We start from the raw sequence: 15,909 nt of genomic DNA on the forward strand, positions 1-15,909 counted from the left end.
ATTAATTCTTTTTACCCAAAGCATAAAAAGCATTCAAAAAGGGTATTATTCGGCAGATGCGTCTAAATAGCCTTTACTTATGAGCTTATCGATTCGCGATAAATAATCCGCTCGGGCCATGGCTACGGAATTAAATTGAAAACGTTGTAATCGCAAATTTGACCCAGCCCGTCCCCATCGGCAATTAACCCGTTTATGATCCAGAGATAGCTGATACACATGCTCCCCTTGTTTATCTCGGCGGCTATAAGTACGGGTTTCCATGGTAACCGTATTGCGCGATTTACTGTTGTTTTTACGCTGTATTTCCCGTTTGGCAAAGGCTAGTCGTAAGGCAATTAAATGTTCGCAGGGACCGGCTTTTAACCCTTGCTTGCGAAATAGACTGCAACTGCATTCTGCTTTTGAAACAAAGCCTTCTTCCGACATTAAAAATTGGGGGCGATAATCCCGCTTGTCTTCGTTAACTTCTACTTTGCCCGTTATTTCTGTACCAGTGCCATAAATACGGTTTTCACTGCTAATGGTGATAGCATTTTTTCTTGCTAATAAATCATGGGCCTTCCGTTCCCGCTGGTTGCGAAATTCCAATCGCGATAGGTCTAATGGCGTATTAGTCAGTGGGCGCAGTCGATAAACCTGGTGGGCAATATCATACATCAGTTGTCCATGTTGGCAGCCAAGTTGTAAGGCTGCAATGAGCTCTGATTGCTTTAATTTTGTTGTAGTGGCGATAGTGTCCCGGCTGGCAAACCAGCTGTTACTGAGGTGCTGAATGATTTTTTTCAGCGCTTTATTGCCTGCATCATTTTTATCAGTAGCTGATGCTCTGGGTAGCAGTAAATCAAAAGTACACGCCTGAGACCAGTCATTGGCAGTAAACCCCGTTAATCCCAGGGTTAATGTCATTGGCCCACAATGTAATACCCAAAAGCAGGGCAGGCCGCTACCGGCAATATGCACATCCACCGACTCAATAAAGGGCAGTAGTCGCTTCAATAACATCAACCGACGTCGCCCCCATAATCGAACCACTTTGGCCTGTTTGCCCTGATAAATGCCTGCACTGGATTCAATCACGGTTTCCCAGGGCTCTAACACTAATCGGGGGGCTTCCCCTGGGACTAACTCAACTCGTAAGCCACGACGTTTGCCTTTTACATCTGCATTCATGCGTAGCTGACGCAGGCAGTTATACAGGTCCATTGGAGCCAGGCTAAAGCTGTCACTGGGCAACATAGCGGCAGATTGTACTTGGAGAAAGCCTCGTAACCAGGAGTCTGGCACCTTAATTTGCTTTTCTAGAGTGTTGTCCCCTTCAACCTCTACGGCAACAGTTGCCTGACCCACTCGCAGGGTGGCATCTCGATAGCTGCGGAATTGCTGAATGCTGTCATTCAGGGCTTCACTAAAATCGATATTGGTGGTGCCACAAGTAGGCGTGCCTTCCAACTCCAGGGCAGATAGATCTATGGCCAGATTGGCATAGGTGCCTTCATCTTTGGAAAACACTTCCAACATTAGCTGATCTGGCTGCACACTGATGACCGGATCTAAAATCAGAAAGGCTAGTGGGTCGTTACGTAGCAGCCAACTAAAATAGTCTTGCTGGGCTTGCCAGGCATTCTTGTTAGCTGACTCATTACGCATCCGCCGATAGGCTTGATACGCCGTACGATCCTTAGGTTTGTAGCGATAATCACTACCAACGATGGCATACAGCGTAGCAAGTGCCTCTCGCAGGGCCATGGGTTGCTTAACTTTGCCCACCAGACTTACTGGATCACGCTTGATATTGCCAAACAGGCTTAGCTCAGCACTAGCGTCTTTAGTGGTGACCTGGCTTTGCCCTGTATACTCAATGGCTATTTCAGTATGGGAAGGGCTGCTTTCCGCTTCCGTTGTTGTTTTATCATTACTCATAATTTTTTCCTGCTGCCCTTACCCGCTTAGATCGACGCAAACAACGCCATGCCATTTTGCGTAAGTCCTCATCCAGCGACTCATTGGTTGCTACCTTAACCAAGGCTGACTCCCCCTTCGTGCTGGCGACCTGTGCCAGTGCTTCAATAGCCCCTAAGCGAGTGTTTTCAGCCAGCTCGCTATTTAGTGTGGTTGCCAGTAAGGCATCAGTATTTTGGCTGTTAACCACTTGGGGAAGCACGATCCCTTGTAAGTGAGCATTTGATAGGTTGGCTTCATTCAGTGATTTAGCGTCGAACCGTTGGGTAAGCTGCTGATAAACCAGCCGATCACTGACTGCCTGAGCTGCCAAAGCTTCAACGGGAGTTGCTTTTGTGTTGTTGATAACAGCGGCTGCCAAGCTACGGATGCGGCTATCGGTATGGAAGATCGCTTCCGCCATTAAAGATTGAATAGCGCTGGTGGGCTTGATGGTTGCCAGCGCTGTGTAAACCGCAAACCGAATATCACTGAAGGCAGGGTCATCCTGATGAGCATTGGCTAAACTCAGCAAGCTATCAGCGCTACAGTCTGCTACACCCGCTACCCATACCAGCCGTTGCAGGGTTCGAGAGAGGTTTTCGCTTTCATCAGCGTGGTAATGGCTCATGCCTTTACGTTCTAACTCTCTCATTTCAGCCCATTGAGTGGCCCAGTTAGCCAGTGCGGCTTCGATAGCTTTTATGCCAGCCTTGGCTGTAGCACTGCTGTAGCCCATTAAGGTTGCGGCTACTTCCACGGTTTCCATATGAGGACTGCTCAGAGCGGTAGTGGCCTCTTTGAGGGGCAATGGCTCTCGGTTTAGCAAGCTCATGGCCAGTTGAGTACGAACGCCATTAGCGCAGTCAGGCAGAATACGAAATATTTCTTTGGCTTCGCCAGTCTGGCAAACCCGCTGTAATGAACGGCTGAAGTCATCATCTGTTCGGTAAGCCTCAGCCCCACAACTTAAAAAGGCATAATCAGGTGCTAAGGCGTCACCCCCAAATAATCGTCTGGCACTGTTTAGGGCTATTGCTCCCCAGCCATAGTAATTAGCACCGTCTTCTGCCAGTACCGCCAATAACAGGTCTTGGGTGGCTGGGTCATTGTTATAGCCCAGTACTTCCAGGGCAGTTTCCCGGCCAAAGAAGTAAGCATCTACGGCTTTTTCTCGGACTAGCTGCCAGCCAGCATGGGTATCAAAGTAACGCAAGCCATGCAGGCCATTAATCACCAAGCCCCAACGATCACTGGTGACAAAGCGCTGCAACAGCTCAAATATGGTTTCAGCCTGATCAGATTGGCCTAAGTGACCAATGGCTTCAGCAGCCACTTCTTGTAGAGCATGCTCGTCATCTTTTGCCAGTCGTAAAAGGGTATCCAAGGCACGCTCATCACCCAGTTTGCCTAATGCTTGCACCGCATATTGACGCAGTTTTAAGTCAGCCAGGGTGTCGACCCCAGCCAACAAGATGCTGATACCTTGGGCATTACCAGCTAGGGCCAAGCAGTAAGCTGCCCAAAACTGAGTGATAGGGTGTTGATGGGTAAGGGCGTTAACGACGCCAGTACTAGGGCCGTTACGTTTTCTGATCCGCCAGCCAAGGGCATAGACACTGAGTTCTCTTACCTCATTGTCAGCATGGTGAGTCAAGGTGGCTAACACATCGTTTACTGCATCTGTGGGAGACCAGCGTGCGGCATCAATCAAGCCCAGTATCAGGTTAACTTTGCCTAACTCAACACAACGCTCTAGCAGCTGCTTCAGTAGCTGATCATGGCGGGGGTGTTGCTGCTCAAGCCAGCTTTTATCGACCTTTTCATCTTCAGGGTCTTCAATAGGCTGGTCGTAGCCACTGATGCTGAGTAAGGCCAAGTAAGCCCCTTGCTGCCATCCCGGCTTATCCATCATGGTTAGCAGCCTGGAAGCAACAGTGGTTTCTCGAAAGTTACCAGCTGCTTCAAACAGGGTGCTGATTTGCTCGCTAGTGGTGTTAGCCAATGGCTCTAGCTGCTCAATCAGGTCGAGTAGTGCATTGGCTCCTTTGGGGTCACCTAACTTAACCAGGGCTTGAATTGCCCGGCGCTGTTCACGGCTAAAGCCTCTGGCTGAGTGATCAAGTAGCAGGTTACTTAGCAGGGTAACGAGTGCATCAAAGGCTTTGGTATCTTTCTTAACTGCCAGGGCATAAGTGCTGCTTTCTTGTACTTCTGGGTGGCGGGAGTTCAGTGCTTTATGCAGCAGCGTCTGGGCTTTTGGGTTGTCATAGTCATCAGCCAGCCAGTCGATGGCTCTTAGCCGGACGGTTCTGTCCACTGCATCCAGGGCAGGTTTGGCCACGGTGATGGGGTTACTGGTTTTCAGTAGTAACTTAGCGGCTTCCAGTGCCAGGTCATCAGTACGGCTCACCATTGCCTGTTGCAGAATGGCCTGGCCTTGCTTCAGGCTTTCCCCTTCGGTCAGCATTTCCAGGGCTTTTACCCCCAGATCATTATGGCCGGTTTCCAGACACTCATTGGCAAGCAGGCTAGTGTCAGTACCTAATATTTGTAACTGGTCTAGCGCATATAGCCGCACGGCCTGGTTAGGGTCACCCAATGCCTGCATAAACACTGACTCAGCTGCTGCAAGCAGGCTAGTGTCACGCTGACACATAGCGGACAGTAGCGTGAGTGCCGATTGGCGTACGGTGATAATGGAACTATCGGTATAAGCCACCTTACGGCGACCGGCTGCTTTGCCTTGCTCACGGACCAAACCACAATAGGTACCAAAGGCCATTTGCTCCAACTCGGTTTGGTCGACTTTTATTTTTGCTGACTTGGCTTGGGTTGGCTTAGTTTTGGCCGACTTGGGTTTTCCTACTGCTGCCAGTAGCCCATTGATTTCTGTTTGATAGCGTTGGGTGTGGTGCTGCCAGGCGTGGTCCCAGGCATCTTGCTTGTCGGCAAACAGGTGCGCCAATAACTGTAAGGTTTTGCAGCGCAAACGACTGTTACCGGATATCACTAGCTCAGCAAACAGCTCAATCACGTCGTTGCTGATCTGCCACTTTTCACCAGACTGAGTATTAAACAGCGCACTTAGCAGAGTGGTATAAGCCTCTTGATGGTGAAAGTGCTCAATGGCTTGGGCGGCAATCAGGCGAAACATCGGGTTTTCGACTGATAGCATGGCTAACAGATGAGTAGGAGACTGGCCTTTGTAACCTTGCAGCAAATGCACGACCAGCGCAGGAAAGCTCACTAAATGATCTGGATCATCCAGGTAGCTGCTCAGCCTGTCGGGGCACTCATCACCAAAGCCGATGAGTGCACCCACACAAAGTAGCTTTTCAGGTTGGCTGCGACTTTGCGCCAGGGCTTGTTGCATGGCCAGCTGATGGGTGTTGTCTAGCAAAACCAGGCCATGAGCAGCAGCGAGCTTCACTTCACTATCTTGGTGTTGCAGGGCCTTCTCTAGCACTTCCTGCTGGTTTACATCGCAGCACCAGGTCAATACCTTGGCGGCAGCCCGGCGAATAGCACTAATGTCACTTGCCAGTAAGGGCGCTACAGCAGGCACACAAGCAGGCGACTGTAACTGACTTAAACCTGTTAATGCCGATTCAATAGTGGCTTGCCAGCGCTTAGCGTCGTCCTTGTTTTCAGGCTTTGTTAGCGTTACCAGGCTCAATAGTGGTTCAAGCGCTGCGTCATCACCTAATCGGGCGCAGGCATTGGCAGCTTGTAATACCACATCCTGGTACTCACTGCGCATAGCCTGCTTTAAGGCGGCATTGGCCTTGGCATCCACTAATGCCTGAATAGCCTGTTTACGAACGTCTCGTTCACTATCATTGATTGCACTGATCAATAGCTGCTGGGACTGTTCGCCAGGTTTTTTGCTCAGTTCGCTAATGGCAGTTAAGCGCGTATCACGGTAGGGGCTCTTCAGCGCAGCAGCCAGTGGTGCATAGTCGCGGCCTTTGGTCTTCTTTAAGGTGAAGGCTAGGGCCTCATAACGAATGCCTTGGTCTGGATCACTGAATAACGCTAGTAACAAGGCCCAGGCCCAGCTTTGGCTGGCCTCGGCTATTAGCTCAGTTTGCACTTCACGACGGATATCTGCATGGGTGCTCTGTAAGGCAAATCGCAATGCTGACTCCTGGCTGCCACCCATGGGTAGATTTAGCACCGCTTTAAAGGCTTCACTACGCACATTGGGGGTGCCATCGTTTAAGGCGTGCTGGAAAAGCGCTTCATGTACTGTGGAAACCTCATCTTTTTTGGCCACCCTTACCAGGCTTTGCAAAGCACGGCGACGCACATCTGCATGCTGGCTGGTTAATCCCAACTGTACAGCGGTGAGTGGTTGACTCTCATGAATAGCTGCAAGCGCAGTAAATGCAGCGTCTCTGACTTCAGTAGCAGAGTCATTAAGCAGCGTTTGTAGCCGCTGATCGGTTCGTGGGTCATTTAAGTTGGCTAGCGCATGACAAACCCGTACTCGTGCACTGCTGTCTTCTGCTCGACTTAATTGGAGTAATAAGCCAAAGGCTCGTGGATCATTCAACAAGGCCAGGCAATGTGCACCGAGCAAGCAGCTATCCAAGGATAAACTGGCTGTGGCTTGCAGTAGCGGTGCATAGTCGGCAGTGGTGAGTGCAAGTTTGGTTTTGCGGGTTTTAGGCAGCTCTTTGGCTTTTTCGGCAGGCTTTGATTCAACAGGCTTTGGCTTGGCAGATTTGGATTTGGCAGACGTGGACTGGTCTGCCAAGCCGGCTTCTAAGGCAAACTGTTCAATATCAAACTCTTCAATATCAAAGAGCAATCGGTGGAGATGTTTATCTCGTTCGCGAATAGCTTTAGCTAATGCCGGACGGCTGAATAGACTGACTAAAAACGCGGTTTGCCGCACCTCTGTGTTACTGTCATCCAGGCGACGCCGTAGTGTGGATAACACCCGGGGTTGCTCCAGTAACGCTCGCTGAAACAAGCGAATTAACGAGGCTCGACGAACATCAGCATGGCTCGCCCCAAGGGCAACGATGTTGGCTTCTGAGTTAACTGATTCTAAGCGGGCCAATGCCAGCATTCTTACGGGGTAGGCCTTTGCATCCAGTGCGTCAGTTAAGCGCATCATGGCCCGTTCATCCTCAGCAGCTATATTGGCCAGCGCATTCACTGCCAGTTTGCCCACATCCGTCTGGCCGGTTTTTAGGGCTAAGGTCATTGGGCGTAAGGGCTCGTCTGATCCAAACCTTTCCTGCAATCGAGCAAAGGTGGCCGTTCTAATGGCTTCATCTTTGTGGTTGAGGTACGACTCGACTAACCGTTGGGTGTCAGGGTGGTTAGTGGTAGCAATCCGCTCTGCAATCAGTTGACGTAAAGCAAAATCTCGGTCTTGACGAACTTGTTTATCCAGCAACTGTAGTGACGCTTTATCCCCATAGCTGGCTAACCGTTCAATAGCGGCTTGACGATGGGTAACTTGAGCGCTGGCTAATTCGTTTTTAGCCAGTGCATAGGTGTCGTAAATACGGTGGGTGAGTTGGCCAAACTTACCGGCGGCATCAAGGGCAACAACTGCTAATCGTTGATTGCTGGCGACTACCAAATGAGGTCGGTGATGAATCGCTGCAATGGCTAACCCAGTGACCGAGCCAATCCCTTCACTAAAAGTAGAAGGGCGAGTGGCTCCACTGCGCAGCCAGCTTTTACAAGTTTTATCCTGAGCACCAGTGATAAACCGTTCGGCTGTTGTCTGGATGTTTGCCTGGATAGAAGGGTGCACAATTGCTGTGATGGGAGCGGCATGGCCCGCACCTCGATCGCGGTCTTCTGGCTCTAGCTTGCCGCGGGCGTGGGTCAGCAACAGTTTATTGTCGTTACCGGCGGATAAAAATCGTAATTCAGTGGGGTCAAACGCTAAGGCTGTAACAGCCCCTTCATGTAATTTGTCTGACTCACTCAGTTTAAATGCTGTTTGGTCTTCATCTTCATTTTCAAAAACCAAAACGGTGCCTTTATTGGTCCCAACAACCAGCCATTGGCCGCTGGCATCCGCTGCGATAGCCGTTCCGGTTTCTGATTTTTCTGGGGACAGTTGATTGGGAGATAGTTCAAGAGTTTGTAACTGAGTGCCTTTGGTTTGATCGATAATCTCAATTTTGCGACCAATTAACACCCCTAACCGCTGCTGACTTAATGCAACTAAGGCATTGACTGACGTATTTTGGTCGTCGGCTAATTGAGTTAACCGTTTACCATTGCAGTAAATACCACCAGCAATGTCACCTATCCACACTTGGTCCTTTTTATTGGATGGGCTTTTGGAAACTAATAGTGCACTGGCCCTGTTGTTAAGTGGAATTTCGCTGAGGGCTTGAGTTTCTAAATTAAGCTGATAACACGGCGTAAGCTGTTTTTCTGGGTGCTCAGTAATAAAATAAACGGTATTTTCACTGGCCCCTAACGCTTTAATATCACCACGATAGGGGAGAAACTTTTCTATTATATCGTTCATTGTTCATTCCCCTTTAATTGAGCACCCATTTTTGGAGTAGTCAATACTGATAATTCAGGGTGCTTTGCCGTAATACGTGTAACAGCGACTAAGCAGGCAGCATGTTCGCTTTTACCGCGAGAGCCTTTAAATTCTTGCAGTAAGGGCAAAACGTAGCGGGCAAAATCGTTATCTGCTACGGCAATATCCCGTAATGTTTCAATTACATTCAATTTAGCCTTGCGGGTCGGCAATGGTTTTAATTTATTAATCATTTCGCCGTTGCCTTTTTTCTTGCTGGTTTTAGCTGTTTTACTGGAAGAGCTGTTTTTCGCTAGTCGGCCAGGAGCAATTTCAAACAGAATACGGCGTAAGAATTGTTCCAAGCTGTCATGGTCAGCGGGTAGTGCTGTTGGTTTGACAGGTGCACCAGCGCCTAAATTCTGCTGGTCAGCTTCGGCTTGTTGTTTGGCTTTTGCCCCAAGCGTAGCAACAGACGACAATTGTGGCTTCCAACCTTGGGTAATGCCTCGGTCCCGATACCAGTGCCAGAAACGTTGAATGACAAAACCGCGAACGGACCGATCGGGGCTTTCGGTAAGCCGGAATAATTCTTGTGGCAATTGTAATCGGGGGTGTTTTTCAATTAACACCATGCCCAGCTTGCGCGCTGATTGATCGGCTGCCTCGCAAAAGCTATACACGGCATCTGGCGTAAGAATATCTGGGTCCAGTCGGTAACGCTTGTGTTCTGGAGTAGCATCAGCCGTAAGGGCTTTGGCAATAAAGTCCCGTACCGGTTTATAGGGTGATTCACATAACGCCACAATATTTTCGATGGGGGGTTGCCAGCGAGCAAATTCCCAATGGGCCAGCTCTAAAGCGAAAGCGCGGATATTGATGCGATTATCATTAAATAATGGTTGTACCCGTTCAAAACTCAGAAAATCAGCTGGGATTTCTGCACCTGGGTCTACAGGCCGATCGGTTTCTTTTAAACAAATATCTGGGTGGTGATGACGAATATACGATAGGGCAAATAAAGTGAGCGGTGCATCTTCTTTGCCTGGCGTAGTCATCATTTTCCACAGACGGTTACAACCTGCATCGATAGCATCATCGGAAAATTCTCGTTGCTCACCTGTCAGCATTTGTAAAAAAGCAGTCTCGGATATAATTTTTAATTCAGCTCCTTCTTCAATTAATGATTCAGCTTTAACTTGTTTGGAGCCTTTGCGTCCTTCTCCATATAGTGGCGAGCCATCATCACCAATGACGAGCCATTTTAATTTTTTGGTCACACCAGAGGCGTTGCTGCCACCAGCGGTAGTCACTTTATTTTTCGCCTCAGAGCGAGTCATCTTGGCTAGCTTGCCAGTAAATAAAAAGCTGTCGCCGCCAAAGTCTACATTAATTTCTGTTTCAGCACTTGTGGCTGTTTTTGATGGTGGTTGCTCGCCTGTGTCGGGGGCAAAATCTGCGGGTAAAAAGGCCCGGTTCATGACATCCACAGCAAAGTCGTGATAAAGCGGCTCGCTGCGTTCAACCAAAGTCATTAACCAATCAAAGCTTAATTGCTCTGGCGTAAAATGACGTATATCGGCCAGCCAAGCAAAAATCGTTTCGGCTAATTCTTGTGAATAAGTCAGTTCTTTTGCCCAAGGCTTAGATTGCTTAAGGGCTGTTAGCCAGGCATCCTGTTCCCAACTGAGGTGGAAAGCAATGGCTTTTAAAAAAGTTAACTCTAGTGATTTGGGGCTTAATAACCCTTGATCTACCCAGTGCGCAATATAGCGTTGGGTTTTGGGGTTAATTAAAGTAGCTTTTAAAAAGTCAGTGGGTAAACTGTTTAAATCAAATTCCGTTAATGCTTCACAAGCAAAACGAATGGTTTTACGTGCCCGCTGTTGTTGATAGTCAAGCATTTCTAATAGCTGACTAAAATAGAGAGCACCTAACGATTTATTTGAATGATGCTGAGTAAGGTGTTTAACCGTAAAATCAAACCCGTTGGATGCAGGTTGCAACAAATGTTGTTGATACCAGTCTGGCGTTAATTCTCGTTTGCTGAAATGTTTAAGTAAGACACTTTCGGCAAATTGATAACCATAGTGGGTTTCTAAAATAGCACCCCAGTTATCAAGGCCAATGCCTTTGCGTGGCTCGTGAGATTGAATTAAGTCAAACGCTAGCTGACGTACTGTTTCATTACTGTTATCAATTAAGCGAATTAAGCTTGGAATGGAGAGGTCCCGTGCATGGGTGCGAGCATAGCTGGCAGCATAAACCCGTGCATTATCTGAAGGGGAGTTAAATAATGCTAATACGGTGTCGTGTAAGCCTAATGTTTTAAAAGCTGTTTGTTCAAAGCGGGGGACGTTATCCAACACCCAAATAACAAAGTCGTCTATTGTGGCACTTTGATTACCGACTAAGCGGCTAATCCATTGCGGCTCTACTTCACGCAGGCTGGCTCGGAAATCGGTTTTTAACGCAGTAGTGGCATAACGGCGAACTTGTTCTGCTTGTGCTTGCTCTAGTAATGCAAATAATGGCCTGGGAGTTAATCGCCAGCTGTCGGCAAATGCACGATATTTCAGTAAAGTGCTGGGACGAGAACGAAAGGTAAAGCGGTTGCGGTTATACTGACCATTTTCATGATAAAAAATATGGTTGGCAATCCAGGTGTGTGACCAGTGGGTGTCATCAGTATAATGGGCTAATACATCACAGGCTGTATCTGGGTAGCAAGCCGGAAGTTGCTCGCCTTTTCGGCGTAAATAACGCCAAGCACGACGAGTTAAGTACACTAAGGTACTGCGATTGATTTTAAAATGACCGCTGGCTAATGCTTGATCAAAACGGGCGGCCAATGCACCATAAATAATGGTATCATTATCAGCTTCGGCTTGTTTGAATATAGCTTTTAATGCCCGCCAGGGGCCGTAAGTTAGCTCAATTTCTGGAAAAACGGCCAGCAAACACCAACGACTGAAAGCATCATTTTTTTCGTAAAGGGCAAATAATATTTGGTGAAGTTTTAAGCATTCAGTTAATGGGACTTCAGCATCAGCCGTTTCTAAAGCTTTAATTCGCTCTACCCGTAAAGCCCATTGTTCTTCTTTCGGTTTTTTGCGGAAGGCACTGGTGGAAATTTCAGCAATAAATGAATCAAATGTATCGGCGCCTTGGCGAATGGGTTTTTCAGGGATTTCTATTTGTTGGGAAAGTTGAATAATGAGTCTTACAAGCTGAGGGTCGCTTACCTGCAATGCCCGATGTAGTTGATCGAGCGTCAATCGTAGTGACACAAATCGTCCCCTTTCCTGTTAGCTTATTTGTATTGGGTATAGAAAGTATTAGGAAGAGTTGGGAAAGTGCTCCCTCAAAATTAAGAGAGCCCAACCCCTATTCTGGAAGGGTTTACTACTAAACCTGGAACATTGACGACTCACTGATCCCACCGACGGTAGTGCACCTACTTGTTGTGCGGAACCCCGATCGGCGTGGTTGTTCCAGACCGCAACAACAAGTAGGTGCACTACCGTCGAAGTGGGGCTGAAACAGTCGTCATTGTGCTTGAAAGTTGGAGGACTATTCCCCTCGGTCAGCGCAACGCTAACCACAGTGCAGAGCACTCAGCTAAACCTGTACTTCCAGCAACTGCTTACTAGAAACAGTTATCTTTTTATAACAAAGCGATATGAGTGTCGCAACCAAAAAATGAATAATTGGTATCTAAAAAACCAGCAAGTGATAAACAGTCGTATTTCAATATCGACAATAGTCGTATTTACAAAAGGTGTACTTTTCTTGCGGTTAATTAAGGACAGAAGATGTTCATTTATTCTACAGTTGCTGCTTGATGTGACTTTATTAACGCTTTAGATTAGTCAAAAGCTAATTTAGCAAGACAGGTGTTACCAGAACACAAGAGCAAGTCCCTTCTCCCCTGTGGGGAGAAGGGCTCATTAGCTACTGCATAATGAGCGATAGCAACACTAATTGTTATAGAAAGTGCTAGCAGGGGAGGATGAAAGGATAGATAGAGACATAGCATAAAAGGTATTCACGAAGGCTATGGAGTAACAGGGTATTCTTCCGCCCCCCTTGAAGGCCCATCCCTGGACCATCAAGAGTTAAAAAGGCATCCATGCCTTAGCTTCAGAACACCCTGTTACTCCATATATCTGGCTTATGGTGTTGTTTGTTGGATTTGAAAGGTAGGTGGTAGGTTGTTTGGGTTGTATTTAATTGGGGTGGTCCAAGGGCGGTAGCGTTAAAAAATAATTCCTAAAAAATACATATTGAGTAGATAATTTAGATTGTAAAGGTATCATATGGAAAATGGCCCATTTGGTTCTAGAAGTATAATAGAAAAAAAAATTACAGAAGACACGTTAAGAAGTTTTCTAGTTGGTTTTGATCTCAATGATCAAGGAGAAAGCCAGTATAGATGGTCGAAATTAGTTCAAAAAATAACTAATGTAATTCATGAGTTCTCATTTGGTTTTCATGAAGGCACTACTACACATAATACACAAACACTTGAGAAATTAGTAGAAGCTGCAAATTCAATTTATAAGATTGATTCATTCCAGAAAGTTAGAGATATATATAGTAAAAATGACCATATTTCTGACGAGCTAGATGATAAGTATCTAAGGAGGGGGGAGTTTGGTGAGTTGATACTACACTTAATATTGCGTGATCATTTAAATACAATACCTCTACTATCTAAAATATACTTTAAAGATTCACTTGGGCATACCGTTCATGGGTTTGACTGTGTACATGTTGAGCCTGAAAGTAAAACTATGTGGCTGGGTGAATCAAAGTTATACATAGATCCAAAAAGAGGTTTGAGTGAACTAATTAGAGATATAGAAGAGCACTTTAAGACTAATTATTTAGACTCAGAGTTTAGTTTGATTGCGAAAAAAATAAAGCACTTTAATAATATTCCTGGGTCTGATCATTGGAAGAAGTTGTTGTCAAATACTACTAAACTTAAAGATAAGTTAGATGAAATATATATTCCTTTGCTTTGTACTTATAGTTGTGACTTATTTGAAAAATATGATGATGAAAACAAAGAGGAGTTTGTTAATGAGTATGAGGATAAAATCAGAAAATTAAAAAAATATTTTGATGATAGGAATAACCACCCGTTAAGATCTAGGCTGAAAATAATCGTGATGTTGTTGCCTGTCAAGTGTAAAAAGGAATTAGTAAAAAGGCTTCATAAGAAGTTATCTCTACTTCAGTCAGTAGGTGATGAATGAAATGAATGGAATAGTTAAAGAAATTGTATCAAAAGAAACTTTTGACTTTGATAAGACGTTTTATATATATAAAGAATGCTCACGACTTCTAATTGAAGATGAAGAGAAAGGAATCTATTTATTAATAAATATATTAAACTATAGAAGAAAATTTTCATCGAAGTTGAATGAAATGTTGGCAGATATAATAGAGTCAATTGGATTTAATCCATATGTTCTAAAGGAAAAGCTAACACTTTCATCCACAAGTGCAAATATAAGGTTAAACTCTAATATTTCAAATTATATTGAAGGAAGGTATTTTCATGATGAACAAAAAAATATATTAGATTTGATTAAGGCAAAAATAAATGTAATTATAAGTGCTGCACCTACAAGTTTTGGAAAAAGTCTACTAATAGAAGAAATTGTAGCTTCTTGTATGTATAGCAATATTGTAGTTATTCAGCCAACATTGGCTCTCTTAGATGAGACTAGAAAAAAACTAACCAAATATAACGATAAGTATAAGTTGATTGTTAGGACTACTCAGGAGCCATCAGTTGAAAAAAAGAACCTATTCCTATTGACTTCTGAAAGAGTTAATGAATATAAAAATTTTCCATATATTGACTTTCTGGTTATCGATGAATTCTATAAACTTAGCTCAAACAGAGAAGATGAAAGGTCAGACTCACTTAATAACGCATTTCAATACATACTTGTAAAATACAGTCCAAATTTTTATCTTTTAGGGCCAAACATTGATGGAATATCTGAAGGGTTTGCTGAGAAATATAATGCAGTATTTTATAAAACAAAATATAATATGGTTGCTTGTGAGCAAATAGATATATATAAAAAACATAAAGGTAAGTTTGGGAGTAAAAATGAAAAGAAAATATATAAAGAAAAAATACTATTTGAGTTGCTGTATCAGTTAAAGGGGCAAAATACGATAGTTTACTGCTCTTCACCAAATAGAGCAAGGTACCTATCGAGAGAGTATTATGAATTTCTTTGTGATAAAAAATTCCCTATAAAAAATCTTGATTTGCCTATAATTGAATGGATTGAAAACTATATTTCAAATGAATGGTCCTTAATTGATTGTTTAAAGTATGGGGTATGTGTACATGATGGCGCTTTACAAAAACATATAACATCAACGTTGATTGATTACTTTAATAAAGGAATAGTAAATATTCTTTTTTGTACCTCTACAATAATCGAAGGTGTCAATACAGTAGCTAAAAATGTTGTTTTTTTTGATAATAAGAAAGGTGGGAATAAAATTGATTTTTTTGATTACTCAAATATTAAAGGAAGAGCTGGCAGGTTGATGGAGCATTATATAGGAAGGATATATAATTTTAATGAAATACCAAAAAAAGATCAAATATACATAGATATACCCTTTCATGAACAAAGCCCTGTCTCAGATGAAGTACTAATAAATATTAATGAAGAAAATATTGTAAATAAAGAGAGTGAGCAATATAAATATATATCAAGCTTGCCTAATGAAAAAAGGGAAATGTTTTCAAAAAATTCGTTGTATATCAAAGGACAGGATGGACTTGTTGACAAATTAAGAAGTGAAATAGATGAAAATTATAATTTGATCTGTTGGGATAAACTGCCTAAGTACGAGCAACTAGATTACTGTTTAGGTCTTGCATGGGAGTTCCTTATCAAGCCTAATGAATCAGTGAAACCAATGACAAGAAAGAAACTTGTAAAGGTTACATTTGATTATGGGGTATATAAAAATATAAATACGCTAATAAAAAATAACTATGAATATAAGAGAAAAATAAAGTCAAATTTGACAAGTAAAGAAGTTTTTGATGAGGCAATATGTGAAGCATTTCAGATACTAAGGCATTGGTTTCAATATAAAGTTCCAAAGTGGCTATTAGTTGTGAATGAAATTCAAAAATTTGTGTGTAATGAAAGAGGGATAAGGTCTGGTAATTATGTGTTTTATGCTACATCAATAGAAACTGATTTTATACGTGAAAATTTAACTATCTTATCTGAATATGGTATTCCAAAAACAGCGATTAATAAAATGTCAAAATATATAAATCCAAGTATAAATCAAGACTTTGTATTAAAAGAGATATTTAATAATAGATTATATGAAAAGCCTGGATTGTTAGAATATGAGAGAATAAAAATAATTGAAAATTTAAATAAAAAATATTAACT

5 protein-coding genes are annotated in these 15,909 nt (G+C 44.0%); 2 read left to right on the plus strand and 3 right to left on the minus strand.

The features are described 5' to 3' along the window. Nucleotides 1–45: 45 nt before the first annotated feature. The 3 genes from OQE68_RS13385 to OQE68_RS13395 are packed head-to-tail and all read right to left on the minus strand — an operon-like array spanning nt 46 to nt 11,742. Nucleotides 46–1,923: an SWIM zinc finger family protein gene (locus OQE68_RS13385; protein ID WP_180568103.1), complete on the minus strand. Its 1,878-nt coding sequence runs from the start codon at nt 1,921–1,923 to the stop codon at nt 46–48. Beyond that, nucleotides 1,916–8,452: a HEAT repeat domain-containing protein gene (locus OQE68_RS13390; RefSeq protein WP_180568102.1), complete on the minus strand. Its 6,537-nt coding sequence runs from the start codon at nt 8,450–8,452 to the stop codon at nt 1,916–1,918. The genes OQE68_RS13385 and OQE68_RS13390 overlap by 8 nt, the downstream gene beginning before the upstream one ends. Continuing rightward, entirely contained in the window at nt 8,449–11,742 is a 3,294-nt protein-coding gene (locus tag OQE68_RS13395; RefSeq protein WP_180568101.1) for a BRCT domain-containing protein, read from the minus strand. Before OQE68_RS13395 ends, OQE68_RS13390 begins: the two co-directional genes overlap by 4 nt. Before the next feature lie 1,029 nt (nt 11,743–12,771). Here OQE68_RS13395 and OQE68_RS13400 point away from each other — a divergent pair. Next, complete coding sequence (locus OQE68_RS13400) at nt 12,772–13,716, plus strand: HamA C-terminal domain-containing protein (RefSeq protein WP_180568100.1); 945 nt, start codon at nt 12,772–12,774, stop codon at nt 13,714–13,716. A 1-nt stretch (nt 13,717) separates the two neighbouring features. Further along, nucleotides 13,718–15,907, plus strand: a complete 2,190-nt coding sequence (locus OQE68_RS13405) for a helicase-related protein (protein ID WP_180568099.1) — start codon at nt 13,718–13,720, stop codon at nt 15,905–15,907. Nucleotides 15,908–15,909: the final 2 nt, after the last annotated feature.

The sequence above is a fragment of the Spartinivicinus marinus genome, assembly GCF_026309355.1.
GTDB lineage: Bacteria > Pseudomonadota > Gammaproteobacteria > Pseudomonadales > Zooshikellaceae > Spartinivicinus > Spartinivicinus marinus.